25 protein-coding genes are annotated in these 22,885 nt (G+C 44.6%); 4 read left to right on the top strand and 21 right to left on the bottom strand.

Annotated features, from left to right (window positions below; translation table 11 throughout):
* Nucleotides 1-30 precede the first annotated feature (30 nt).
* Nucleotides 31-453, top strand: a complete 423-nt coding sequence (gene mscL, locus FD961_RS00670) for a large conductance mechanosensitive channel protein MscL (protein ID WP_215393687.1) — start codon at nucleotides 31-33, stop codon at nucleotides 451-453.
* A 10-nt stretch (nucleotides 454-463) separates the two neighbouring features.
* Here the strand turns inward: mscL and FD961_RS00665 are convergent, their stop codons facing one another.
* Together FD961_RS00665 and FD961_RS00660 are read right to left on the bottom strand one after the other, a co-directional pair.
* A complete protein-coding gene (locus tag FD961_RS00665; protein ID WP_215393686.1) occupies nucleotides 464-2,524 on the bottom strand; it encodes a tetratricopeptide repeat protein in 2,061 nt (686 codons plus the stop codon).
* 54 nt (nucleotides 2,525-2,578) lie between these two features.
* Entirely contained in the window at nucleotides 2,579-4,912 is a 2,334-nt protein-coding gene (locus tag FD961_RS00660) for a tetratricopeptide repeat protein (RefSeq protein WP_215393685.1), read from the bottom strand.
* A gap of 63 nt (nucleotides 4,913-4,975) precedes the next feature.
* On the opposite strand from FD961_RS00660, the gene FD961_RS00655 reads away from it, so the two are divergent.
* Nucleotides 4,976-6,991, top strand: coding sequence for a tetratricopeptide repeat protein (locus FD961_RS00655; RefSeq protein WP_215393684.1), 2,016 nt, complete (start codon nucleotides 4,976-4,978; stop codon nucleotides 6,989-6,991).
* Between the two features lie 130 nt (nucleotides 6,992-7,121).
* Here FD961_RS00655 and FD961_RS00650 read toward each other — a convergent pair whose 3' ends face one another.
* Nucleotides 7,122-8,294 (bottom strand): porin, encoded by a 1,173-nt coding sequence (locus FD961_RS00650; protein ID WP_215393683.1) that lies wholly within the window; start codon nucleotides 8,292-8,294, stop codon nucleotides 7,122-7,124.
* Nucleotides 8,295-8,501: 207 nt separating this feature from the next.
* Between FD961_RS00650 and FD961_RS00645 the strand changes: the two genes are divergently transcribed.
* A complete protein-coding gene (locus tag FD961_RS00645; protein ID WP_215393682.1) occupies nucleotides 8,502-9,962 on the top strand; it encodes a tetratricopeptide repeat protein in 1,461 nt (486 codons plus the stop codon).
* Here FD961_RS00645 and tatC read toward each other — a convergent pair.
* Genes tatC through hisB form a run of 10 tightly spaced genes read right to left on the bottom strand, consistent with a single transcriptional unit; the run spans nucleotide 9,959 to nucleotide 15,601 of the window.
* The gene (gene tatC, locus FD961_RS00640) at nucleotides 9,959-10,735 is read right to left on the bottom strand and encodes a twin-arginine translocase subunit TatC (protein WP_215393681.1); all 777 of its coding nucleotides are present in this window, start codon (nucleotides 10,733-10,735) and stop codon (nucleotides 9,959-9,961) included. The two genes, FD961_RS00645 and tatC, sit on opposite strands and share 4 nt — an antisense overlap.
* A 12-nt stretch (nucleotides 10,736-10,747) precedes the next feature.
* A complete protein-coding gene (tatB, locus tag FD961_RS00635) occupies nucleotides 10,748-11,224 on the bottom strand; it encodes a Sec-independent protein translocase protein TatB (protein ID WP_215393680.1) in 477 nt (158 codons plus the stop codon).
* Nucleotides 11,225-11,275: 51 nt separating this feature from the next.
* On the bottom strand, nucleotides 11,276-11,497 hold the full coding sequence (gene tatA, locus FD961_RS00630) for a Sec-independent protein translocase subunit TatA (RefSeq protein WP_215393679.1): 222 nt from the start codon (nucleotides 11,495-11,497) through the stop codon (nucleotides 11,276-11,278).
* Between the two features lie 16 nt (nucleotides 11,498-11,513).
* Entirely contained in the window at nucleotides 11,514-11,870 is a 357-nt protein-coding gene (locus tag FD961_RS00625) for a histidine triad nucleotide-binding protein (RefSeq protein ID WP_071464485.1), read from the bottom strand.
* Between the two features lie 12 nt (nucleotides 11,871-11,882).
* The gene (locus FD961_RS00620) at nucleotides 11,883-12,284 is read right to left on the bottom strand and encodes a phosphoribosyl-ATP diphosphatase (RefSeq protein ID WP_215393678.1); all 402 of its coding nucleotides are present in this window, start codon (nucleotides 12,282-12,284) and stop codon (nucleotides 11,883-11,885) included.
* 18 nt (nucleotides 12,285-12,302) lie between these two features.
* Nucleotides 12,303-12,716 (bottom strand): phosphoribosyl-AMP cyclohydrolase, encoded by a 414-nt coding sequence (gene hisI, locus FD961_RS00615; protein WP_215393677.1) that lies wholly within the window; start codon nucleotides 12,714-12,716, stop codon nucleotides 12,303-12,305.
* Between the two features lie 51 nt (nucleotides 12,717-12,767).
* The gene (hisF, locus tag FD961_RS00610) at nucleotides 12,768-13,526 is read right to left on the bottom strand and encodes an imidazole glycerol phosphate synthase subunit HisF (RefSeq protein WP_215393676.1); all 759 of its coding nucleotides are present in this window, start codon (nucleotides 13,524-13,526) and stop codon (nucleotides 12,768-12,770) included.
* Nucleotides 13,526-14,287, bottom strand: coding sequence for a 1-(5-phosphoribosyl)-5-[(5-phosphoribosylamino)methylideneamino]imidazole-4-carboxamide isomerase (gene hisA, locus FD961_RS00605; RefSeq protein WP_215393675.1), 762 nt, complete (start codon nucleotides 14,285-14,287; stop codon nucleotides 13,526-13,528). Before hisA ends, hisF begins: the two co-directional genes overlap by 1 nt.
* Nucleotides 14,288-14,307: 20 nt before the next feature.
* Entirely contained in the window at nucleotides 14,308-14,964 is a 657-nt protein-coding gene (hisH, locus tag FD961_RS00600; RefSeq protein ID WP_215393674.1) for an imidazole glycerol phosphate synthase subunit HisH, read from the bottom strand.
* Between the two features lie 49 nt (nucleotides 14,965-15,013).
* Nucleotides 15,014-15,601: an imidazoleglycerol-phosphate dehydratase HisB gene (hisB, locus tag FD961_RS00595; RefSeq protein WP_215393673.1), complete on the bottom strand. Its 588-nt coding sequence runs from the start codon at nucleotides 15,599-15,601 to the stop codon at nucleotides 15,014-15,016.
* A gap of 116 nt (nucleotides 15,602-15,717) precedes the next feature.
* Between hisB and hisC the strand changes: the two genes are divergently transcribed.
* The gene (gene hisC / locus FD961_RS00590) at nucleotides 15,718-16,785 is read left to right on the top strand and encodes a histidinol-phosphate transaminase (protein ID WP_215393672.1); all 1,068 of its coding nucleotides are present in this window, start codon (nucleotides 15,718-15,720) and stop codon (nucleotides 16,783-16,785) included.
* Between the two features lie 12 nt (nucleotides 16,786-16,797).
* On the opposite strand, the gene hisD is transcribed toward hisC, so the two are convergent.
* From hisD to FD961_RS00550, 8 genes are read right to left on the bottom strand one after another with little or no spacing between them, the layout of a single operon-like run.
* Nucleotides 16,798-18,120 (bottom strand): histidinol dehydrogenase, encoded by a 1,323-nt coding sequence (hisD, locus tag FD961_RS00585; protein ID WP_215393671.1) that lies wholly within the window; start codon nucleotides 18,118-18,120, stop codon nucleotides 16,798-16,800.
* Nucleotides 18,121-18,127: 7 nt separating this feature from the next.
* Complete coding sequence (gene hisG / locus FD961_RS00580) at nucleotides 18,128-18,754, bottom strand: ATP phosphoribosyltransferase (protein ID WP_071464476.1); 627 nt, start codon at nucleotides 18,752-18,754, stop codon at nucleotides 18,128-18,130.
* Nucleotides 18,755-18,774: 20 nt separating this feature from the next.
* Nucleotides 18,775-20,049, bottom strand: a complete 1,275-nt coding sequence (murA, locus tag FD961_RS00575; RefSeq protein WP_215393670.1) for a UDP-N-acetylglucosamine 1-carboxyvinyltransferase — start codon at nucleotides 20,047-20,049, stop codon at nucleotides 18,775-18,777.
* Nucleotides 20,050-20,095: 46 nt separating this feature from the next.
* Nucleotides 20,096-20,344 (bottom strand): BolA family protein, encoded by a 249-nt coding sequence (locus FD961_RS00570; protein ID WP_071464474.1) that lies wholly within the window; start codon nucleotides 20,342-20,344, stop codon nucleotides 20,096-20,098.
* Nucleotides 20,345-20,379: 35 nt separating this feature from the next.
* Nucleotides 20,380-21,180 (bottom strand): ABC transporter permease, encoded by an 801-nt coding sequence (locus FD961_RS00565; protein WP_251371282.1) that lies wholly within the window; start codon nucleotides 21,178-21,180, stop codon nucleotides 20,380-20,382.
* Nucleotides 21,177-21,929, bottom strand: a complete 753-nt coding sequence (locus FD961_RS00560; protein WP_215393669.1) for an ABC transporter ATP-binding protein — start codon at nucleotides 21,927-21,929, stop codon at nucleotides 21,177-21,179. Before FD961_RS00560 ends, FD961_RS00565 begins: the two co-directional genes overlap by 4 nt.
* Nucleotides 21,930-21,933: 4 nt before the next feature.
* Complete coding sequence (locus FD961_RS00555; protein ID WP_215393668.1) at nucleotides 21,934-22,191, bottom strand: lipid asymmetry maintenance protein MlaB; 258 nt, start codon at nucleotides 22,189-22,191, stop codon at nucleotides 21,934-21,936.
* Between the two features lie 16 nt (nucleotides 22,192-22,207).
* Nucleotides 22,208-22,849 carry a phospholipid-binding protein MlaC gene (locus FD961_RS00550; protein ID WP_215393667.1) on the bottom strand — a complete coding sequence of 214 codons (642 nt, stop codon included), beginning with the start codon at nucleotides 22,847-22,849 and terminating at the stop codon, nucleotides 22,208-22,210.
* Nucleotides 22,850-22,885 lie beyond the last annotated feature (36 nt).

Genomic DNA, 22,885 nt, shown 5'->3' with positions numbered 1-22,885 from the left:
ATCGGGATTTAGACAAAAAAGGGGGTATCTGTGAGCGTTTTGAAGGAATTTCGGGACTTTGCGGTTAAGGGTAGTGTCATTGATCTAGCGGTGGGCGTGATTATTGGGGGTGCTTTCGGAAAAATCGTGGACTCCCTTGTCAATGACATTGTGATGCCAGTAATTTCGACTCTTTTTGGGGGTCATATTGACTTCACCAACCTCTTTGTTGTTCTTGGTCACGCTCCGGAGGGGGTGCCAAGAACTTTTGATGCCTTGAAAAAGGCTGGTGTACCCATTTTTGCCTACGGCAACTTCATCACCATTTCAATCAACTTTATCCTTCTAGCTTTTGTTATTTTTCAAATGGTGCGAGTAGTCAATAAAGTCCGCTTATTAGATACTCCACCGCCTCCACCAGCACCTGAGGACATTGTGCTTCTACGTGAAATTCGCGACAGTCTTAAGAAATAAAAAGTCTGAATTAATTTTGACGATTCTGCATTTGCAGATATAAGGACTCAAGATTTTTTACATAGGTGGCATTGTCAAACAAAGGGCTACTCGTACGAAGGAGTTGCAAACGCTCCTTAATCATATTTAGCATAGCTTTATCTGTGGCCAATTCGAAGGCCTTATTAAAATAATCCTCCTTAGAGTCTGCAATCAGCTCGGGTAGACCTAGAGTGAGAAGTTGGCTTGCAGCAACCCGCCCAGCAAATGTATTGCCAGATAGCGTTAATACTGGCACCCCTACTGATAAGAACTCGGCTGCTGTTGTGTGCGCATTGTAATTTGGTGTATCTAAAAAAATATCTGTGTTGCGAATGCGCTGAAGATGGTCCGCTTTACTGGAAACACGGTCAGCGAAAATTAACCGATCTGGCGCTACACCTTCTGCCTCGGCATACCTCCTGAAATTTTCAACCACCTCTGGACGCGAACTCGAAATCCAGAGAATGCTGTTGGGTACTGCTTTTAGTAACCTCATCCAAATTGCAAAGATAGAAGGAGAAATCTTAAAAACATTGTTGAAGCATGCAAAAACAAATGCATTTTCTGGAAGCCTTTGGCTTGCTCTACTTGGAATGTCGTTGACACTTTCACCCAACATGAATGAAGGTGGCGGGAAGAAGCAGTCCGGCATGCATGCCACAGCTTCAGAAAATTGAGCTTGTTTGTCTTCCGGAATTACATATCTATCAGCAACAATGTAATCAAAGAAATCACAGCCCATGGTGCCCGCATAGCCCAAGTAATTTACCTGTATTGGAGCTATCCTATTTGCAAAAAGCTGCATCTTATTGCCATCGGTATAACCATTTAAGTCAATCGCAATATCAATGGAGCGGCTATCAACTAATTTTTCTGCATCTGCATCAGAGAGATCGGAGATATGAATTGACTCATCAAATAGGCCCTCCAAGCTTCTCTCTACTGCATCTCCTGTTTTTTGATTTAAGAAAAAACCCATCACATAGAACTTTGAACGATCATGAAGTTCAATGATTTTCTGCACCAACTCACCAACAGGATGCTCTCGGAAGTCAGAAGAAAAATAAGCAAGGCGAATTTTTTCCTCAGCACCCTTCGTTCTAGCAAGAGTTCTTTGCGAAGTCGCCCCCAATTTATCCTTCACCCAGATTTGGGCGGCCAAGCTTTGAAGATCTGCAGAGTCATCAAAAACCAGCGTGCTGCAGGGCGGACAAACTTTTTTACCGAGCCTAATATCGCCGATCAATTGATCTGTTAATAAGTCCAAATTCTCCCAAGAGGCAATTTGCCGCTTTATATTGACAATGCGTCCCAATAAATATTCCTCGCCAGGATTAATTGAAAGGGCTTTCTCAAAAAGAGTTAATGCAATTTGGAACTGGTGCAATTCTGAATTTGCCATCCCCCCTACTATGTATGCCTCACAGCTTGTGGGATCAAGCTCAATCGCCCGTTCACTAGCAACGATTGCTTCACTATATCTATAAAGCCCCAATAAAACTCCGGCAAATTTAACCCAGGCCTCATATGAAGCAGGTTGCAGCTTAATAGACTGCTGACAGTATTCAAAAGCTTTTGAATACTCACCCTGCGTTAGTAATACCATCCCTAAATTAATGCAGGCCTCAAAATAATTGGGGTTTAGTCGCAAGCACTCCTCATTAGCTTTGATAGCTTCAGGATATTTTTTTAAAAAAGAGAGTGATCTTCCATAATTTAGCCAAGCTTCTGGATTCTGGGGGGCCAACTTGGTTGCTTGGACATGATGAGGCAGTGACTCGTGATGACGCTCGAGAGCGCCATAAGCTTTGGCCAAATTATATTGAAGGCCCGCATCTAATGAATTAATCTTTGCCGCCTTCTGAAGGTATTGAAGCGCCCCTAGATGATCTTCCGCCATTGCCCTACTCAGACCCATCACATGTAAGGCTGGATAATATTTAGGGCTAGATTTTAAAATTCCAAGCAAGATAGATTCGCCATATTTGGAATTACCATTTTGCAGCGCCTGTAATGCCTGCTGGAACATAAACTCAGTTTGTTGATTCATCGAACGCTTAGTTAATCAGTCACAATTTAATATCTAACTTAGAAAATAAAATATTTAGGGCAAGTGTTTGGAGCGCCACTCCAAAAGAAATTGCTCTAACTTTTGAATGACAGACGCATCCCTAAATAGGCAGTGTTTACGCCCCTCAATTTGACCCTTGATCTGCTTTAAATATTTCTCGTCCGTCACCAATTTAATAACTTGATTGACGTACCCTTGCACATTATTGACTACCAGCTCGGACATTTCCATCAATCTCAAAGGGGCCGCGGCCAAGTTTCCACGTAAATAGGGTGTTTTCATTGTGACAATTGGCAAATTACATTCAATTGCTTGCATAGCCGTATTAAATCCAGAAAATCCAATGGTGTCCAAGTAAACAGTTGCTTTGCTCATGAGGCCAAAAAACTCACTCCTATTAAGCCATGGAATAAATTTGACATGATCATCGAAGCTGATATTTTCGGCCTCAAATTTTTTTCGCAACCTAGCCTCTAGACCAAACGCACTCCAATGTGGGGCCGTAAAAAATACCAACTGACAGTCTTTAAGGTATTTCGCAATATCGACATAGACAGCATCATACTGTTCAATATATTTGTATGGTGTTCCGGGACATAACAAAATCGGCCTCTGCAAATCTAAACCTAACGCCTTTATGTCAATCTCAGTAGGCTTAATATCGAGCGGGAAATAGTAGCAACCTAAATTAGGCAACGGAATTACTTTTTCGACATAATGATTTTGTGCGTTTTCAGTTTCCATTAATTCGGCTGATAGATAGCAATCGATGGTTCCTAAGCCAGTTGTTTCCGGATGCCCCCAACTGGCTATCTGTAGCGGAGCTAACCTCAAGCTTGCTAGCTGTAAGGTTTCTGTATGCATCCCAATTTCCGGATAAATTAAAGCATCGATATTGCTATCTAAAATAGTCTTTACCCAAGCTAGAAGTGATTGCTTGGTATTAATAAAGCCCGCTACTTTTGAGCGAGCAAATGCAGTTTCCGCATCAAATACGTTACCCAGATAAAAAATGCTTATCTCAAATTGAGATGTATTTAGCTCGCTTACCCAGCCTTTAATAATGGCATTCCATACAGAGTGATCATGAATATGGTTGGTGACAATACCAATATGCATTTTTTTGTTTGGCTCTCTTTCAGCCAACTTTTGGCAATTTTTTTTCTGCCAAATACCCATCAAGCGAGTACAGATGTCTCCGTATTGCTCTAAAAGTTGTTTGTTATTTTGGTCCTGATAGGCTAAATAAAAAGGTTGTCTAGAGCCAACTACCTTATATCCTTCTTCTTCTCTGAGGTTGTTAAACCACGCGTCTAGTGCAGCCAATGCCTCCCGAAAATTTTTGCGGGAGGCATTCTGCTCAGCAAGAGAGTTTGTTACAGGCGGTACAGCAGAGATCGTAAGTGCCCATTTAGCTCTCGCATCTTCCGGGTCAAGCTCAAGAGCTCTTTTATAGTCTGCGATTGAGAGCGAGTAATTCCCCACTCGGTAATGAGTATTACCTCGATTAAAAATCGCATCAACATAGTCTGACTTTAACTCAATCGCCCTGCTGTAGGCAGCTAGAGCAGCTTCGTATTTTTGTAGTTTATGAAGAAGATATGCGTAGTTAAAATACACCTGGGGGGAATGATTAAAAAGATTGATCGATTTCTCGAAAGAGCTCAATGCCTCCGCATCACGATCTAATAACATTTGCATATGCCCAATGGCATTTAATATTTCGGGATCAAGCGGCTGAAGTAAAAGTGCTTTTTGGCAGCAATCGAGAGCCTCAGCAATCCGATCCATCTTTCCCAATACAAGACCTAGGTTATATAAACATTCGGCATATTCTGGTCGTAACTTAAGTGCATGCCGATAACTCTCAATTGCTTGCTCATAAAGGTGAATTTCATCTTGGGCATTACCGCGATTATTTAATGCCTCGACATAATCCGGTCTTAATACGAGCGCATAGTTAAAACCTGCAATCGCCGCCTGAAATTGGCCCATATTTTGCAATAAACATGCGCGGTTGTAGTGGGCCTCAACCCCCGAATCATTAATAGCGATGGCTTGATCGTAAGCGGCCAAAGCTTCATGTTGATGATTTAGACCCTGCAAGACCAAGCCTAAATTGTTATAGGCCCTCTCATCTTTTCCATTAACTAAAATCGCTTTTCTTAATAGCAATTCTGCCTTTGCCAATTGACCCTGCTGCGCTAATAAAATTCCTAAATAATGCAATGCATCGTAATGATGGTCATTTATGCTTAAGATTTGCTCGTAGATCAATTTAGCCAGCTCGAACTGGCCGCTCTGCTGCAAAGCAAGGCCTTGCGCTATCAAATCATCTACCTTCAGGGGGGAATTTGGTTTTTTCATAGGGCTTATTTGTTATATTAACCAATACAGAAACACAGCAATTTTTGCCCATAAAGATAAAAAATGAATCCGTTGTTGCGCCAAGCCGTTTTAGAACAACAACGTACTAATTTTACTCAAGCGTTTGATCTTTACACGCAATTTCTTGAGCAGAACCCTAACGATCCAGGGGGACTTTTTTTATTTGGTTTATTCGAGGCCCAAAGAGGTAACCTATTAAAAGGCCTCGATTTACTCACTCGGTCGATTCATGGAGATCCATACAACACTGATGCGCATTACAACCAAGCTGTTATCTACCTAAGATTATCGAAATTTGCCGAAGCCAAAGGGAGCCTCCAAAGAGCAATTCAATTAAACCCCCAGCTTGCTGAGGCGCACTTTAATCTAAGCGTTATTTACATGCTGGAGAATGATTTCGAGCAGGCACTTGAATATCTTAGCCAAACAATCAAAATTAAACCTCATTTCTTAGATGCCCTTCTTAGAAGGGGCTTAATTTATCTAGAAACTCAGAAATTTGATCTAGCCCTCCAAGATTTCAATGCAGTACTTGCAATAACTCCCCAAAACCTAGACGGCTTACTAAACTCAGGGGTTGCATTTCAAAAAAGTGGCCAACTCAATGAAGCTCTACAAAGATACCAAGCAGCACTTCAGATAAAGCCAGATTGGGTGGATGCCTTGTTGAATATGGGTGTAACACTTACAAAGCTTAACCACTTCGAAAAGGCTCTTATTTGCTATGAGAAAGCATTATTGCTCGCTCCAGATGCTCACGATCTTTGGTCGAACAAGGGAATTACACTGAGTAAACTCAGGAAGTATGATCAAGCCATTGCCTGCTTTGATAGGGCTATAGAGATCAACCCAAACTATGCGGAAGCCTGGTCCAACAAGGGAAATAGCCTTCACTCCTTATCTCAATTTTCGCAAGCTATTCAATGTTTTGATAGGGCTATAGAGATCAACCCAAACTATGCGGAAGCCTGGTCCAACAAGGGGGTATCGCTGAGTTTTCTAAAGCAATTTGATAAGGCAATAAAGTGTTACTTGAAGGCTATTGACCTTGATAAAACCTATATGGATTCTCATTGGAATCTTGCCATCAGTCAGCTTACAACTGGTGAGTTTTTTGAAGGCTGGAAAAATTATGAGTATCGCTGGCAAATTAGCAATCCCATTCCCCGACAATTTACCCATATTCCCAAACTAGATTCCCTTGAGCAGCTGATAGGGAAAAATATCCTGATTTGGTTTGAACAGGGTCTAGGGGATACCATTCAGTTCTGTCGATACATACCTCTTTTAAAAAAATATGCTGCAAGTATTAGCTTCGTTGTACAACCTCCCCTGGTGGAGATTTTAGAAAGTCTGAGAAGCTATTGTGACATCTACACCTATCAAAACCTACCCCCTGCAAAATTTGATTTGCAATGTCCTCTTTTGAGTCTGCCGCGCTTTTTTGTCAATTCTGCAGAAGCAATTCCTTCTGCAGCGCCCTATTTAAAGTCTGACCCCATTAAGTCTGCGATTTGGAAATCCCGCATCTGCAATTCTGATTCACTGAAGGTTGGTCTAGTCTGGAATGGCGGCTTTCGCGCCGACCAGCCAGAGGTATGGTCTATTAATGAAAGAAGAAATATCCCCTTCAAAATCATTGCTGACCTCAGGCAAACCCCGGGGGTAGACTTCTATAGCCTTCAAAAAGGTGATCCGGCAGAGTCAGAGCTCCTATCCCAAAAAAATCAATTCTGGCCTGAGACTAATTTCTTCAATTACGCATCAGAACTACATAATTTTTCAGATACGGCAGCCTTAATTGATAACCTAGATTTAGTGATATCGGTTGATACCTCGACCGCTCATTTAGCCGGGGCGATGGGTAAACCAGTTTGGATTCTTAATCGCTATGACGCTTGTTGGCGCTGGCAGCTTAATCGTAAAGATACCCCTTGGTACCAAACTGCAAAGTTATTTCATCAAACATTAGCCGGTAACTGGGAATCAGTTATTAAAGAGGTTCATGCAGAGCTGCTAACCACTGTAAATACAGTAGCCCTTACTAAACCGCAATAAATTTGAAGTATCGCAGAGCCAATCTTTTATCGCATCAAGCATCCTTCTGAAAAGAAAAAACCCGCTGTGTTTCCACAGCGGGTTTATTTGATGCCAAACTAATTATTCACTAGCCTAAGCTAGCTTCAAATTAGAAAGTGTGACGCAAGCCTAAAGCGTAGTTGCTTCCACCGTAGCTGTACTGTGTGCCAGAGATAGAAGTTACGTTTGAAGACTGTGACTGACCGTAGATAGCGTACAAGTTAGTGCGCTTGCTCAACCAGTAGTTAGAACCAAGCTGCCAAGCTGTGAAGCTTGTGTTTGGCTCGCCAGCGCCGTAGGCGTTAACTTTACCCATACCACCAGAAGCCCAAGCTTCGATTGTTGGAGTGATGTATGAACGAACACCAATTTGCTCAGCAGTACGCTTAGCGTAGTAGCCAGAGTTCAATGCAGCAGTTGCTTTACGGCCTACATACTGTGCGTATGCCTTCAAGATACCGAAGTCATAAGTAGCAGCAACATAAGTCTGTTGATCGTTTACGTTTGTACCGCCAGTTTGGCCGTAGAGAGTAACAGTAGTTGCACTTGAAGTAGGTGACAAGCTCTTGAATGACTGGTAGTTAGCTGTAACAAATAACTTGTTCCAAGTGTAGTTCAAGCCAAGACCCCAACCAGAGTTGTTTGTAGTGCCACCAGCAGAAGTGGTTGTCACTGTTTGGTTTTGGTTATTCAAAGTGTACAAAGCTGTAGCTTGGAAGCCAGCAAATGTATCGGAAGTAGCTGTCAAAGTGTTTGATACACGAGTTGTGTAAGCATCAGTTTGACCGGAACCAATTGATGGGCCGCTAGAGAATGGCGCTGTGTTGCCGTTAGCTTGTGGAGTAGTAGCGTAGATTACGTTACCAATCATGTTGTTCAATTGACCTGGATCAGTTAAACCAGCAGCGTTGTGGATTGGTGTGTACTGTGTACCAAAAGCTACGTTACCAATACCGTTCTTTTTGTAACCAGCAAATGCTTGACGTGTATTGAAAGCGGAGAGAGTGGAGTTATCAGCATTAAGGCCTGTTTCCAAAGTGAAGAATGCGCTAGAACCGCCGCCCAAATCTTCAGTACCTTTGAAGCCTAAACGGCTTGATTGCTCAGCACTGCTACCGAAAGTATTTACTGTACCTTTAGTAGTTGTGTTACCGGCTTGAGCACGCTCATTAATACCAATGTAACCAACGTCAACGATACCGTATACGGTTACGCTGGACTGAGCTTGAGCTGCGCCAGCGATAGCTGACAAAGCTGCAACTGCAAATAGCGATTTTTTCATTCTGTAAATCTCCATAAATTGAAAGTAATGCCCAAATAAGCTGGGACCTATGAATTTTCCGTCCTTTGCCTTGCTAGACTGAGGGTCAGGTTATCTAAGACCTCTTTTTGCTTGTCAAAAGGTAGTTTTTTGGTTTTCTTCGTTGTATCTCGGCAACAAGAAGGCTGTTTTCTGTCTTTTTACCCCTTTGAATGCCAAAATTGTCAGATGGCAAGTCGCGAATTCTTAAAAATCCTCAGTTCAGCCCGTTTGGGTGATGCATTTTCACAACAGAAGCTGGGAGAGGCCTATCTTACCGGCGCCTTCAAAACCCCAATTCAACCTTCTAACGCATTGATTTGGCTAGAAAAATCGTATTTATCTCTTAAAAATCAGCTGTCTGATGCAGAAACCTCTAATAGCCCTCAAATTTTCAGCATATTGAGTCATGTATCGAACATCCCTTTGGCTCAGACTGTAGATACACCTGCTTTTCAGTTTGGCTGGGAGTCCTTTTGGCGACTTGCTGATTCAAATACTGATTCCGAGACAACTATTGCAGCTAGATGGCAGTTGGTAGATTTACTGATCAATCCGAGCAACCTGGAAACTCAAACGAAGCTCACAGATTGGTTAAAGAGAAATCCACCAATAGCTCTTAGCGAAAAAACATTCGCTACCGATTTCAATAATCTTCAAAGAGTTGCCCGACAATATTTACAGGATCTTGCGGATGGAAGCTCTCTCTTTGCCAACCAAGCAAAAGAACTTTTGATTAAGCTGCAACCCAAAAATGAAGCGCTCTCGTCACTTTGGAATGTTTGGCTCACAGATCAAAATGAAGAGGCACTGATTCAAGCCGCTGAATTAGGCCTCACTCTTGCAAAGCTAACATTAGGTTTACGTTTGGCACAGCTTGACGGTAATGTAGAAAGCAAATCGAATGCATCCCTCAAAAAAGCCGCTCACTGGCTAGAGCTTGCCGCTAAAGATGGTGATCGCGATGCCTGGTATGCACTTGGTGAAATTTACCGTCGCCCACAATTTTCTGGATATAGCGCTTCTGAGAGTGATCGCTGTTTTGATCGCGCCGCTGATCTTGGTCATGCACAAGCACAATTACGCAAAGGCGCAAATCTTTGGCGTAAGCGCGAAAAGATCGAAGAAAAAGTGCGTGGCCTGCAAGCATCCTACTGGGTTTGGCAAGCTCATCAGCAGGGCATTCCTGAAGCCACTGAATTACTCAGCAAAATATTGGCAAGCTGCCCTGATCCTAAGAAAAATGAATGGTACGAGCTTGCCCAGAGCGCAGACAAAGCCATTAACCATCATGCCGAACATAAATTAGATGAAGACTGGCTACTACTTTGTCATCGCATCATCATTGCGAATCAATTTAACTTTAGCAAAGCAGAGTTATTACTTTCTGAAGTCGGACAACTGCAACATGAGCATTGTGTTGCAGTGGATATTCGTTGGGAGCTACCGAAGATTTTGCCAAGACTGATTCAGATAGAGACTATACAACAACGCCGAGCCCTTTTAGCCGCAGGAAAAGTCTTCGCAGGCACTGATATTGAGATTGAGGGAAATTTACGTCAGAGACGCTATCGCTTTGACCAAGTGACTCATTGGCTGATGTCTACTTTTTCGAAGAGCCTCAATCAGACTGATACAGAACCAGCTTAGGTGGTAGAGCCACTCTCTTCGGCTTCGGATGACTTTGGCACATAAAGACGCGCTACTAATAGCCCCAACTCATAAAGTAAAGTCATTGGCACTGCTAAAAGAAGTTGAGATAAGACGTCTGGTGGGGTGACAACGGCCGAGATAACAAAGGCGCCCACAATGACGTATGGTCGTATTTCTTTTAGCTTGGCTAAGGAAACCATTCCCATACGCACCAGCACAACTACGACCACTGGCACTTCAAATGTGATGCCGAAAGCCAAGAAGGTGGTCATTGCAAAGCTTAAGTAGTTATCGATGTCAGTGGACATCTCTGCACCCAATGGCGCGTTATAGCTCGCCATAAACTTAAAGACTGTTGGGAAAACCAAGAAATAAGCAAAGGCCATACCAATGATGAACAAGGTATAGCTACTCACTACCAGCGGCAGAATCAACTTGCGCTCATGAAGATAGAGTCCTGGAGCAATAAATGCCCAGAGCTGATACATCACTACTGGAAGGGCGATGATGAAGGCAACCAACATGGTGACTTTCATCGGCACAAAAAAGGAGCCTGTGACATCGGTCACAATCATTTTTCCACCTGCAGGCAAGGCACTGAGTAGCGGCTGCGCAAAGAGATGAAAAATATCTGGGGCCCAGTAAACCAAGCCTACAAAGACGATGATGATCGCCAGAGATGCCTTAATAATGCGATCACGCAACTCAAATAGATGAGAAAGAAAAGATTCTTGCAGTCCCGAATCTTCGGTGGAGTTATTTTCTGTCATGCCAATCTATTTTTATTTAGCAGCGCTGTGATGAAAACGTTTCATTCTGGCGGCACCAGACTGCACTCGAGTACGTAGGCCAGAAGAACGCTTAAACCAAATTGGTCTAGCAGCACGTCTGACGCCCCAGCTATTGCGACCCTGGCGCTTAGTCTTGCGTAATACTTCTTTTTCATCCAGAGGTGGCTTTTCAAAACTCGTTTCGAAAATATCCGCTTGATCAGTTAGATTGGCATTTGCTTCGCTGGCAACGGAGTGAATACTGTTTTCAACCTCCTTGAGGGCGGAAACACTCTCTTCTCGGAACTTTTTAAATTCCTCAATCTCCATTTGACGATTGACTTCAGATTTAACGTCAGCCATGTAGCGCTGCGCACGACCAAATAAGTTACCAGCCATGCGGGCTACTTTAGGCAAGCGCTCTGGACCAACTACGACCAAAGCAACAACTGCAATCAGCGCAAGTTTTGAAACCCCTAAATCAATCATCTTAGGGAACTAAATGAGGACCGCACGAGTTTCAATTGCGCCTTGTGCAAATTATTTATTAAGGTCTTTGGCTTGTACATCAACCGTTTTATCCGCTGCGCCCGTGCCTTGAGAAATCTGTTCTTTTGGTTCATCAGCAGCTTTCATGCCGTCTTTAAACCCTTTAACAGCACCGCCCAAGTCTTGACCTATGTTACGTAATTTCTTGGTACCGAATACCAACATCACGATGACCAAAACAATTAACCAATGCCAAATGCTAAATGAACCCATCTCTAATCTCCTTGGATTATTTTTTCCAGGGGCGCGGACCGCCCATCACGTGCAGATGCAAGTGATAAACCTCCTGCCCACCATCTACCCCGTTGTTTACCATCAATCTAAAGCCACCATCTCTTCCGGGACGACAGCCTTGCTCTTTGGCAAGACGGGGTGCTAATTCCATCATTCTACCTAGCAAAGGGGTATCTTCGCTTTCTGCTGACTCCAGCATGGGAATGTGCTTCTTTGGGATTACCAAGAAATGCACTGGCGCAGCTGGATTGATATCTTTAAAGGCGTAGATTTCTTCATCCTCATAAACCTTTTGGGATGGAATCAAACCTTGAGAAATCTTACAAAACAAGCAATTAGGATCGTGTGACATCACTTTTGAGACTTATTCTTTATTGGCTGCTTTTCTGGCAGCTTTTTCTTCAATCCCCGAGGTACCCAAACGACGGTCGAGTTCCGCAATGACATCTTCTGGCCGCAAATTAAATTGAGAGAGCGCAATCAAGCAGTGAAACCAAAGATCCGCCATCTCACCAATCAAGAGCTTTTTTTGCTCAGGGGCTAAATTAGAGCTACGTACATCTTTGGCGGCCATTACAGCCTCAGTAGCTTCTTCGCCAATCTTTTTCAAGATGCCATCATCACCCTTAGAGAATAGCAAAGCGGTATAGGAGGTCTTTGGGTCAGCATTGCCTGCTTTAAAGGCATCCCGGCGCTGATCCACTACATCAGCCAAATGGGCCAGTCCAGAATCTAAATTAGAAGGTTTATTTGCTGAGTTACTCATGGGATCATTTTATGTCTTTTATTTCTTTGATGAGGACTCATCTACCCAAGTCGACTTACTTGAATCCCATTGCTGGAAAAAACAGCTGTGTTCACCAGTGTGGCAAGCAATCCCATCTTTTTGCTCGACGATAAGCAAAATCGTATCCCCATCGCAATCCAAACGAATTTCTTTCACCTTCTGGATATGACCTGATTCTTCACCCTTATGCCAAAGCTTTTGCCGCGAGCGAGTCCAATACACCGCCTCACCTAAACGTAAAGTTGCCAATAAGGCATCACGATTCATCCAAGCCATCATCAGAATGTCCTGGCTACCAAATTCTTGGGCAATGACTGGAACTAAGCCCTGCTCATTCCAAGAAACTGAGTCAAGCCAAGGGCCTGCTTGAATCGACTCTATTGGGGTAAATGTGCTCTGGGCTTTGCTCATACCTAAACTTTACAGCGAATCCTAGAAATTTTGAAAAAGTTGCTGTGCAGCTTAGATGCGAACTGGAATTCCTTGGGCCGCCATATATTCTTTTGCCTGCTGCACAGTGTATTCACCATAGTGGAAGATGCTGGCTGCTAATACAGCGTCAGCATGTCCTTTGGTGATGCCATCAACCAAGTGCTGCAAATTACCCACGCCACCTGAGGCAATCACTGGGACTGAAACGGCATCACTCACGGCAGCGGTAAGCGCCAAATCAAAGCCATCTTTGCTGCCATCACGGTTCATGCTAGTTAAAAGAATCTCGCCTGCACCCCGCTTAGCAACCTCAGTAGCCCAGGTAACCACATCCATTCCGGTCGCAGTTCTGCCGCCATGGGTAAACACTTCCCAATTACCTGTCTCAGTTTGCTTGGCATCAATTGCCACCACAATACATTGAGAGCCGTAATAGGCGGCTGCATCAGAAACTAAATCTGGATTGGCAACTGCAGAAGAATTCATGCTTACTTTATCGGCGCCAGCATTGAGCAAGCGACGGACGTCAGCAACTGCACGCACACCACCACCAACAGTTAAGGGAATAAATACTTGTGACGCCACATCTTCAATGATGTGCAGAATTAAGTCACGCCCATCAGATGTTGCGGTGATATCTAAGAATGTCAGTTCGTCCGCACCTTGTGTGTCATAACGTTTAGCGATTTCTACGGGGTCGCCAGCATCGCGCAAACCTACAAAGTTCACACCCTTAACAACGCGCCCTGCCGTAACATCCAAACAAGGAATAATTCGCTTCGTTAACACTAGATAATTTTCTTTGCGTATTTGAGAGTTAACTCATCAGCATATTTTTGAGCGGCCGCAAGATCAAGGTCGCCAGCGTAAATAGAGCGTCCTGCGATCACGCCCATGACACCCTCTTCTTCAGCTTTGCAAAGCGCTTCAATATCTTGATTATTAGAGAGGCCCCCACTAGCAATAACCGGAATGCGAATGGCTTGAGCCAGCTTAATCGTGGCTTCAATATTAACGCCCTTGAGCATGCCGTCACGACCGATGTCTGTATAGATAATGGCTTCTACGCCCCAATCTTCAAACTTCTTAGCGAGATCAATCACTTCATGGCCGGTAATCTTGCTCCAACCATCAGTAGCCACTTTGCCATCACGTGCATCCAGGCCAACCATCACATGACCAGGAAATGCTGTGCAGGCATCTTGCACAAAGCCAGGATTTTTCACTGCTGCAGTACCAATAATGACGGTACTGATGCCATCATCTAATAAACGTTCAATCGTTTCTAGATCACGAATACCACCACCGAGCTGAACAGGGATTTCATCTCCAACTGCCTTCAAAATAGATTTGATCGCTGATTCGTTTTTCAGCTTCCCTGCAAACGCGCCATTGAGATCTACTAAATGTAATCGGCGTGCGCCCTTGTTAATCCAATGCGCAGCCATAGCGCCCGGGTCTTCAGAAAACACGGTAGCCTTGTCCATATCACCTTGTTCAAGTCGAACACAGTGACCGTCTTTAAGATCAATTGCAGGAATGAGCAGCATAGTGAGGCGCTAATAAATATTTAAGGTTGCCAAGAAACAAAATTTTGATAAAGCTTTAATCCGTATTCTGCACTTTTTTCTGGATGAAATTGAGTTGCAAAAATATTATCCCGTGCAACTGCAGAAGTAAACCAATCGCCATATTCCGTAGATCCCGAAGTATCTTCTTTGCGTTGCGGCACTACATAGTAGCTATGCACAAAGTAAAAACTTGTTAAATCTGGAATTCCATCCCAAATTGGATGCCGACAGTCTTGGCGTACTTGGTTCCAGCCCATATGCGGAACTTTATAAGCTGAGCCGTCAGCCTGCTTTTTGCCAGCCAATTCAAAACGACGCACTTCACCTGGAATAAGGCCTAAACAAGAAGTCCATTGCTCATTGGGGCGAACTTCAGCGCTTTTATCAAATAGCATTTGCTCGCCCACACAAACCCCTAATAAAGGTTTATTTTTGGAAGCTTCTAGTAATGCCTCCAAAAGGCCAGACTCTTCTAGGTGTTTCATGCAATCTGGCATAGCACCTTGGCCAGGTAGCACCACCCTGTCAGCAGAACGAATTTCTTCTGGCTTATGCGCAATCAATACATTGTCATCAGGCGCAACATGATGAAATGCCTGATACACGGAACGGAGGTTACCCATTCCATAATCCACGATCGCAATGGTTTGCGCCAAAATTTAGCCTATCTTTGCTTTTATCGAACGGGCAACTAGAAGATCTAGATTAGAGGCTGCCTTTGGTTGAAGGAACGACACCTGAGGCCCGTGGATCAATTGCCAGAGCCATGCGCAAAGCACGACCAAAAGCCTTGAATACCGTTTCAATCTGGTGGTGCGCGTTAATGCCGCGCAGATTATCAATATGCAAAGTCACTCCCGCATGGTTTACAAAACCACGGAAGAACTCAATACTGAGATCAACATCAAAGTCGCCTACACGAGCGCGAGTAAAAGGAACATTGAATTCCAGGCCTGGGCGACCAGAAAAATCGATCACTACACGGGAAAGGGTTTCATCCAAAGGAACATAAGAATGGCCATAACGATTGATACCCGCCTTGTCACCAACCGCCTTTGAAAATGCCTGCCCCAATGTAATGCCCACATCCTCAACAGTGTGATGATCATCAATATGGGTATCGCCTTGAGCAACGACCTTGAGATCAATCATGCCGTGACGGGCTATCTGATCGAGCATATGGTCCAAGAAAGGCACACCTGAGGCTAGCTCAGCCTTACCAGTGCCATCTAAATTGATGGAAATTTGAATTTTGGTTTCCGAAGTGTTTCGGGTAACGTCGGCTTGCCGCATGCTTCATTGCGCCGCGAGGCGAAGTGTTGATTGAAGCCTCATAATATCATTCCTAGAAGATATATAAATGCTGAAATTGCTTCACTTTCTTTCTGTTTTTTGACCCGAGTACCCTCATGAGCCGTTTTTGGAGCCCTGTTGTTCAAACTTTGACCCCCTATGTTCCTGGGGAGCAACCGCAAATGCAGCGGTTGGTTAAGCTCAACACCAACGAGAGCCCCTATGGCCCATCGCCTAAAGCGCTCGCAGCTATCAGCAGCCAAACCAACGAGGATTTACGCCTGTATCCAGATCCAGAGGGTGCCGCCTTAAAACAAGTGATTGCCAAATTACATGGCCTAAACCCAAACCAAGTATTTTTAGGAAACGGTTCGGATGAAGTTCTAGCCCATGTCTTTGCTGGATTGTTGAAACAAAGTAAGCCAGTACATTTTCCAGATATCACCTACAGTTTCTATCCGGTCTACTGCAAGCTCTTTGGTATCGAATACAAAACTGTCCCGCTAGGAACAGAGTTCGAAATCAACACGATTGATTACTTCGCACCAAACGGTGGAATCATTTTCCCCAATCCCAATGCCCCAACTGGCAGATCAATTCCTCGCTCAGAAATTGAAAAGCTTCTCGCAAAAAATACGGATTCAGTAGTTGTCATTGATGAAGCCTACGTTGATTACGGAACAGAATCTTGCATTCCACTATTGCGCGGTAGCAACTGCCCAGAAAATCTCTTAGTAGTACATACGCTTTCTAAATCCAGGGCGCTGGCCGCTCTACGTGTTGGCTTTGCAGTTGGTCACCCCGCCTTGATTGAAGGCCTGGAGCGTGTCAAGAATAGCTTCAACTCTTATCCATTGGGACGTCTTGCCCAAGCGGGTGCCATTACTGCGATTGAAGATCAAGCGCACTTAGAGGCAACTAGCGCCAAGGTAATCAAGACGCGCTCAAAACTAGTTGAAGAACTAAAAACTTTAGGTTTTGACACATTGCCTTCAACGGCAAACTTTATTTTCACTCGCCACCCAAAACATGCTGGTGCAGAAATTTATCAAGCCTTAAGAGATCGCGGCATCATCGTGCGCCACTTCAAGTCACCACGTATTGAAGAATTCTTACGCATTACGATCGGCACAGATGAACAAAGCGGCGAACTCGTCGCCGCTCTAAAAGAAATACTAGCTTAAGTTCGTTTTCGTTTATTTCTTTAGACGCATCTCAGCAGCACGTGCATGCGCTTGCAAGCCTTCACCACGGGCCAGGGTGCTCGCTACAGCACCTAAACTCTGTGCGCCGGCCTCGCTCACCTCAATCATGCTCGAACGCTTAATGAAATCATAAACACCCAAGGGCGATGAAAAACGAGCTGTTCGGGCTGTAGGCAGTACATGGTTTGGGCCAGCGCAATAATCACCTAAGGACTCGCTAGTGTAATTTCCCATAAAAATAGCGCCGGCATGACGAATCTGCTCTGCCCACTTCCGCGGATCTTCGGCACAGATTTCTAAGTGTTCTGCGGCAATGGCATTCGCTATCTCACAGGCCTCAGTCATGTCTTTAACCTGAATCAGCAGCGCGCGATTGGTCAAGGAAGCTTCAATTACTTTTGCCCTTGGCATCTCAGGCAGCAACTTATTGATACTTATCTGAACTTGCTCAATAAAGGCCGCATCAGGACACAATAGAATCGATTGCGCTTGCTCATCATGTTCCGCTTGAGAGAACAAGTCCATAGCAATCCAATCTGGATTGGTAGTGCCATCACATAAAACCAAAATTTCTGAAGGGCCGGCGATCATATCGATGCCCACTGTGCCAAATACTCTGCGCTTTGCAGCAGCTACATATGCATTACCTGGACCAACAATCTTATCTACCGATGGGATAGTCTTAGTGCCATAAGCCAATGCACCTACAGCTTGAGCGCCGCCAATCGTAAAGACGCGATCTACACCCGATAAATAAGCAGCAGCTAATACCAAAGGATTCCGAGCACCATCTGGAGTAGGCACCACCATAATGACTTCAGTCACGCCAGCAACCTTTGCAGGAATCGCGTTCATCAATACAGAGGATGGGTAGGCTGCCTTACCGCCAGGCACATAAATGCCCACGCGGTCTAAAGCGGTAACTTTTTGACCGAGACGCGTGCCATCTGCCTCTTCATATTCCCAAGAGTGGCAGCCCGCTTCAATTTTTTGTTTCTCGTGATATGCACGCACTCTTTTTGCCGCAATATCTAAAGCATTCTTTTGCTCGGCAGATAAAGAGCTGTAGGCTTGCTCTAGTTCCTGATGAGCAATTTCCAATTCAGAAACATTGGAGATATTTAGACGATCAAATTGCTTAGTAAAAGAGATTACTGCTTCGTCACCCTGCTTCTGAACAGCTGACAAAATTTTGACAACTGCAGCATCAATCGCAACATCATCGGCGGCAGGCAAGGAAAGGCTAGAAAGCAGGGTTTCTTTGAAACCTGCATCTTTACTGTTGAGACGCTTAACCTGTACTTGTGCAGACATTGATTGATTATTTCAATAAATCAAAAATAGGTTGCAACTGTGCACGCTTACGTTTGTACGAAGCTTGATTGACTACCAAACGGGCACTGATATCGGCAATGGGTTCAACTTCCACCAAGCCGTTCGCTTTGAGCGTATTTCCGGTAGAGACTAAGTCCACAATGGCATCAGCTAAACCTACCAAAGGTGCAAGCTCCATGGAACCATAGAGCTGAATCGTATCGATATGTACGCCTTTATTAGCAAAGTGCTCGCGCGCGCAATTGACATATTTGGTGGCGACTTTTAAACGGGAGCCTTGCTTGACAGCTGCTGCGTAATCAAACCCTTCGCGAACCGCAACGGACATACGGCACTTAGCAATATTCAAATCAAAAGGCACATATAAACCATCCGTGCCTTTTTCCATCAATACGTCTAAACCTGCAACACCGAAATCAGCACCGCCAAATTGAACATAGGTTGGCACATCTGAGGCACGCACAATAATCAAACGAACATCTGGATTGGATGTCTCAATAATGAGTTTGCGAGACTTCTCAGGATCCTCTTTCGGCACAATACCGACCTTAGATAGGATCTCTGCGGTTTCTTCGAAGATGCGGCCCTTAGAGAGGGCTAAAGTCAATTTCATGACTTAATTATCTCTCAGCCTCACTTGATGCGCTCGATCTTGGCACCCAGGAGGGTCAACTTTTGCTCCATACGGTCATATCCGCGGTCTAAGTGATAAATCCGATCCACCTGGGTTTCACCTTGAGCGGCCAGTCCAGCAATGACTAAGCTGGCAGAAGCGCGCAGGTCAGTTGCCATGACAATCGCGCCCGAGAGCTTATCTACACCTTGTGCAATGGCAGTATTCCCTTCAATAGCAATATCAGCACCCAAGCGATTGAGCTCTTGAACGTGCATAAAGCGATTCTCAAAAATAGTTTCGGTAATCATTGCACTGCCACTAGCCACTGCATTTACAGCCATCAATTGGGCCTGCATATCCGTTGGAAATGCTGGGTACTCTGAGGTACGAAAACTCACTGCCTTTGGGCGCTCATGCATAGAGGCTTTGATCCAATCAGGGCCCACTTCCATTTGCAAGCCAGCTTCTTTGAGCTTGACCATCACCGCATCTAAAGTGTCGGGACGACAGTGCTTTACTAGCACTTCACCGCCAACAGCAGCTACAGCGCAAAGAAAGGTGCCCGCCTCAATCCGATCTGAAATCACGGAGTGCTCAGCACCATGAAGTTTCTCAACCCCTTCAATCACCAAGCGATCGCTTCCAATCCCCGAAATTTTGGCGCCCATCTTCACGAGCAATTCGGCTAAGTCACCTACCTCGGGTTCACGTGCAGCGTTTTCTAAAATAGTTGTGCCAGATGCCAATGTGGCAGCCATCAATAAATTTTCTGTACCGGTCACGGTAATCATGTCGGTCAAAATCGAAGCACCCTTGAGGCGATCGGTTTGTGGCTTTGTTTCGGCTTGGATATAACCACTCTTAATTTTGATATTGGCACCCATGGCCTTTAGGCCCTTGATGTGCTGATCAACTGGTCTTGCGCCAATTGCACAACCGCCTGGCAATGAAACCTTGGCGCTATGCATTCTGGCCAATAGAGGGCCAAGCACCAAGATAGAGGCGCGCATGGTTTTCACCATCTCATAGGTAGCTTCTGAACTCTTAATCACGGCGGCATTGAGAACTACATGATTGCGATCGCTAGCATCGGGAAAACTCACAACCACGCCAATTTCCTGTAGAAGCTTGAGCATTGTGCGCACATCTTGCAGGTCTGGAAGATTTCGCAAAACTACTGGTTGATCGGTCAAGAGACAAGCACACAAAATGGGTAGGGCAGCGTTCTTTGCACCAGCGATAACGACCTCACCCTTGAGTGGGGTTCCGCCAACCATTCGTAATTTATCCATGAAACGATTCCAGTAAAAACTTTTTAATATGATTTAAATCTTGCTGTTATGCGCCTGAGTTCTGAGCAAATTCTTCGGGCGTAAATGCCTTGATAGATAAAGCATGAACTTCCGCCTTCATACGATCACCCATCGCACCGTAGACCAATTGATGACGCTGTACGAGACGCTTGCCATCAAACTCTGGACTGACAATCGTTGCAAAGAAATGCTGTCCATCACCCTCTACCTCAATATGGGTACAGTTAATTCCCTGCTTGATATAGCCCTCAATTTGCTCGGGGGTTGGCAACATACTTCTCTCCTAATAAGACTAGATAGTGCAAATCATTAATGCCGCAGCTTATAGCCCTTTTGCAATAGGCGTAAAGCAATAGCTGAAACAATTACAAAGAAACAGAGCACGATTGCAAGGCTGCTCCACGGGGACGCATCAGAAACCCCAAAGAAGCCATAACGGAAACCGTCAATCATGTAAAAGAATGGGTTGAAATGCGATACAACTTGCCAGGCAGGAGGCAAAGAGTGAATCGAATAAAAGACTCCCGATAACATTGTGGCAGGCATCACGATGAAGTTTTGGAAAGCAGCCAACTGATCATATTTATCTGCCCAGATACCTGCTATTAATCCCAAACTACCGAGTATGGCAGCGCCTAAAAAGGCAAATGCCAAAATCCAAAGTGGGTACTCTAAGGCCGGTATTCCGAACCAAAGGGTAATTAAAAATACGCCCAGGCCAACAACGATGCCGCGAAAGACTGCAGCCAAAATATAGGCTGCATAAAACTCAACATGACTCAATGGAGCAAGCAATACAAATACCAGATTGCCAGTCACTTTTGACTGGATGAGTGACGAAGAGGTATTTGCGAATGCGTTTTGCAATACGCTCATCATGACCAAGCCTGGGATGAGGAAGGCCGTATAGCTCAAGCGCCCATATACTTCCCGACCTTCCAATACATGACCAAAAATCATCAGATAAAGGACGGCCGTTAAGACGGGGGCTGCAACCGTCTGAAAGGCCACCTTATAAAAACGCTTCACCTCTTTCAATAAGAGTGTTGGAAAGCCACTGCCATATTCAAGTGTGGGCTTGTTCAGAGCTTTACTTGTAGCCTTGCTCACAGTCCACCCCCAGACATAATGTTGACAAACACCTCTTCTAAATCAGTCTTGCCTTCGCCATCTTTTTTCACTGAACCATAACGACTGAGCAGATTGGCGGTAGTATCTAGTGCAACAATCTTGCCCTGCTTGAGCATCGCAATGCGCTGACACAATGCTTCGGCTTCTTCTAAGTAATGGGTAGTTAACACAATCGTGTGGCCATCTTGATTGAGTCTGCTAATGAATTGCCACAAAGACTGACGCAACTCGACATCAACGCCAGCGGTTGGCTCATCTAAAATAATGACAGGTGGACGATGTACTAAAGCTTGGGCAACCAATACCCGGCGCTTCATCCCACCAGACAAAGAGCGCATATTGCTATCCGCTTTTGAAGTGAGATCTAGATTAGCCATGATCTCGTCAATCCAAGCATCGTTATTGCGGATGCCGAAGTAGCCCGACTGAAATTGCAAGGTCTCACGAACAGTAAAGAATGGATCGAAGACCAGCTCTTGTGGAACAACGCCCAACATGCGACGTGCATCACGGGATGACTTTTGAACATCTGCACCTAAGATAGCAGCATGTCCTCTATCGGCCCTGACCAAACCAGCCAAGATAGAGATCAGCGTGGTCTTACCAGCCCCATTGGGACCTAGAAGTCCAAAAAATTCACCTGGCTCAATTGCTAATGAAACATCGTCAAGGGCTTGCAGGGCTCCATAATGCTTTGAAATGTTTTTAATTGAAATTGCTGAGTGCATGCTCTTATAAACCCAGCAATGCGGAGACGCCATAGACGTTAGCTAGTACTTTGAGTTTATCTGGGGAATGCTCAATAGATAAGACTTTTCCATCTGCCTGTAACTTTTTTTGCCAAGCCAATAAAACAGTCAACACGGTAGAGTCAAAATCTTTAAGCGCAGAGCAATCTACTGTTTGCAACGTGGCAGCATTTAACAAACCCTCTTTGTGCAACTGAAGAGCATTTTCTTGTGTAACTGTCTTAGGTAAAAGAAAGGGCATGGTCTAAAGGCTTAAATTAATTTGCTGGTTTAGCAGTAGCCAATTGCTTATTACGGTCTTGTAAGAATTTTACGAGGCCCTCAACACCATTTTGACTTATCTGATTAGCGAACTGATTGCGATAAGCTTCTACCAACCAAACACCCATGATGTTCATGTCGTAAACCTTCCAGCCCTTATCAGTACTCTCCAGGCGGTAATCTAGGGGGACTGGATCGCCGCGACCAAGCACGACAGTTTTCACAATCACTTCTTTGTCATCGGGCGCAGCTCGTAAGGCTTTAAATTGCACAGTTTGATCACGCAACTGACTTAATGCACCAGAGTAAGTGCGAATCAGCAGATTCTTAAATTCAGAAGTGAGCTGAGCCTGTTGTTCGGGGGTCGCTTTTTTCCAATTCGGGCCCATAGCCATTTCGGTAGTACGGCGCATATCGGTATAAGGAACAATTTTCTTGTCGACCAAGTCGACGATTTTAGGAATATTTCCCTTTTGAATTTCTGGATCCGCTTTCACGGAGACCATTACGTCTGTAACAACCATTTTGATCAAAGCGTCTGGCGGGGTAGATTGATCAGGCACTTGAGCAAACAAGGCGCTGGAAAACAGAAACAGACCCATTGCTAGGTATTTAGAAATCGTTTTGCAACTTGTCATATATCCGTCCGCTTTTATTTACTACATTGATTTCAA

Origin of the sequence: Polynucleobacter sp. TSB-Sco08W16 (genome assembly GCF_018687455.1) — a bacterium.
Lineage (GTDB): Bacteria > Pseudomonadota > Gammaproteobacteria > Burkholderiales > Burkholderiaceae > Polynucleobacter.
This window is presented reverse-complemented; position numbering and strand designations above follow the sequence as displayed.

Coding starts and splice junctions, on each gene's coding strand:
- FD961_RS00645 (WP_215393682.1), top strand. CDS start 8,502: ATGGCAAGTCGCGAATTCTTAAAAATCCTCAGTTCAGCCCGTTTGGGT.
- hisI (WP_215393677.1), bottom strand. CDS start 12,716: ATGAGCAAAGCCCAGAGCACATTTACCCCAATAGAGTCGATTCAAGCA.
- FD961_RS00625 (WP_071464485.1), bottom strand. CDS start 11,870: ATGTCACACGATCCTAATTGCTTGTTTTGTAAGATTTCTCAAGGTTTG.
- FD961_RS00665 (WP_215393686.1), bottom strand. CDS start 2,524: ATGAATCAACAAACTGAGTTTATGTTCCAGCAGGCATTACAGGCGCTG.
- FD961_RS00620 (WP_215393678.1), bottom strand. CDS start 12,284: ATGAGTAACTCAGCAAATAAACCTTCTAATTTAGATTCTGGACTGGCC.
- FD961_RS00570 (WP_071464474.1), bottom strand. CDS start 20,344: ATGTTGCCAACCCCCGAGCAAATTGAGGGCTATATCAAGCAGGGAATT.
- tatA (WP_215393679.1), bottom strand. CDS start 11,497: ATGGGTTCATTTAGCATTTGGCATTGGTTAATTGTTTTGGTCATCGTG.
- hisC (WP_215393672.1), top strand. CDS start 15,718: ATGAGCCGTTTTTGGAGCCCTGTTGTTCAAACTTTGACCCCCTATGTT.
- murA (WP_215393670.1), bottom strand. CDS start 20,049: ATGGATAAATTACGAATGGTTGGCGGAACCCCACTCAAGGGTGAGGTC.
- hisG (WP_071464476.1), bottom strand. CDS start 18,754: ATGAAATTGACTTTAGCCCTCTCTAAGGGCCGCATCTTCGAAGAAACC.
- hisB (WP_215393673.1), bottom strand. CDS start 15,601: ATGCGGCAAGCCGACGTTACCCGAAACACTTCGGAAACCAAAATTCAA.
- tatC (WP_215393681.1), bottom strand. CDS start 10,735: ATGACAGAAAATAACTCCACCGAAGATTCGGGACTGCAAGAATCTTTT.
- tatB (WP_215393680.1), bottom strand. CDS start 11,224: ATGATTGATTTAGGGGTTTCAAAACTTGCGCTGATTGCAGTTGTTGCT.
- FD961_RS00550 (WP_215393667.1), bottom strand. CDS start 22,849: ATGACAAGTTGCAAAACGATTTCTAAATACCTAGCAATGGGTCTGTTT.
- FD961_RS00555 (WP_215393668.1), bottom strand. CDS start 22,191: ATGCCCTTTCTTTTACCTAAGACAGTTACACAAGAAAATGCTCTTCAG.
- FD961_RS00660 (WP_215393685.1), bottom strand. CDS start 4,912: ATGAAAAAACCAAATTCCCCCCTGAAGGTAGATGATTTGATAGCGCAA.
- hisA (WP_215393675.1), bottom strand. CDS start 14,287: ATGCTGCTCATTCCTGCAATTGATCTTAAAGACGGTCACTGTGTTCGA.
- FD961_RS00650 (WP_215393683.1), bottom strand. CDS start 8,294: ATGAAAAAATCGCTATTTGCAGTTGCAGCTTTGTCAGCTATCGCTGGC.
- FD961_RS00560 (WP_215393669.1), bottom strand. CDS start 21,929: ATGCACTCAGCAATTTCAATTAAAAACATTTCAAAGCATTATGGAGCC.
- hisD (WP_215393671.1), bottom strand. CDS start 18,120: ATGTCTGCACAAGTACAGGTTAAGCGTCTCAACAGTAAAGATGCAGGT.
- FD961_RS00655 (WP_215393684.1), top strand. CDS start 4,976: ATGAATCCGTTGTTGCGCCAAGCCGTTTTAGAACAACAACGTACTAAT.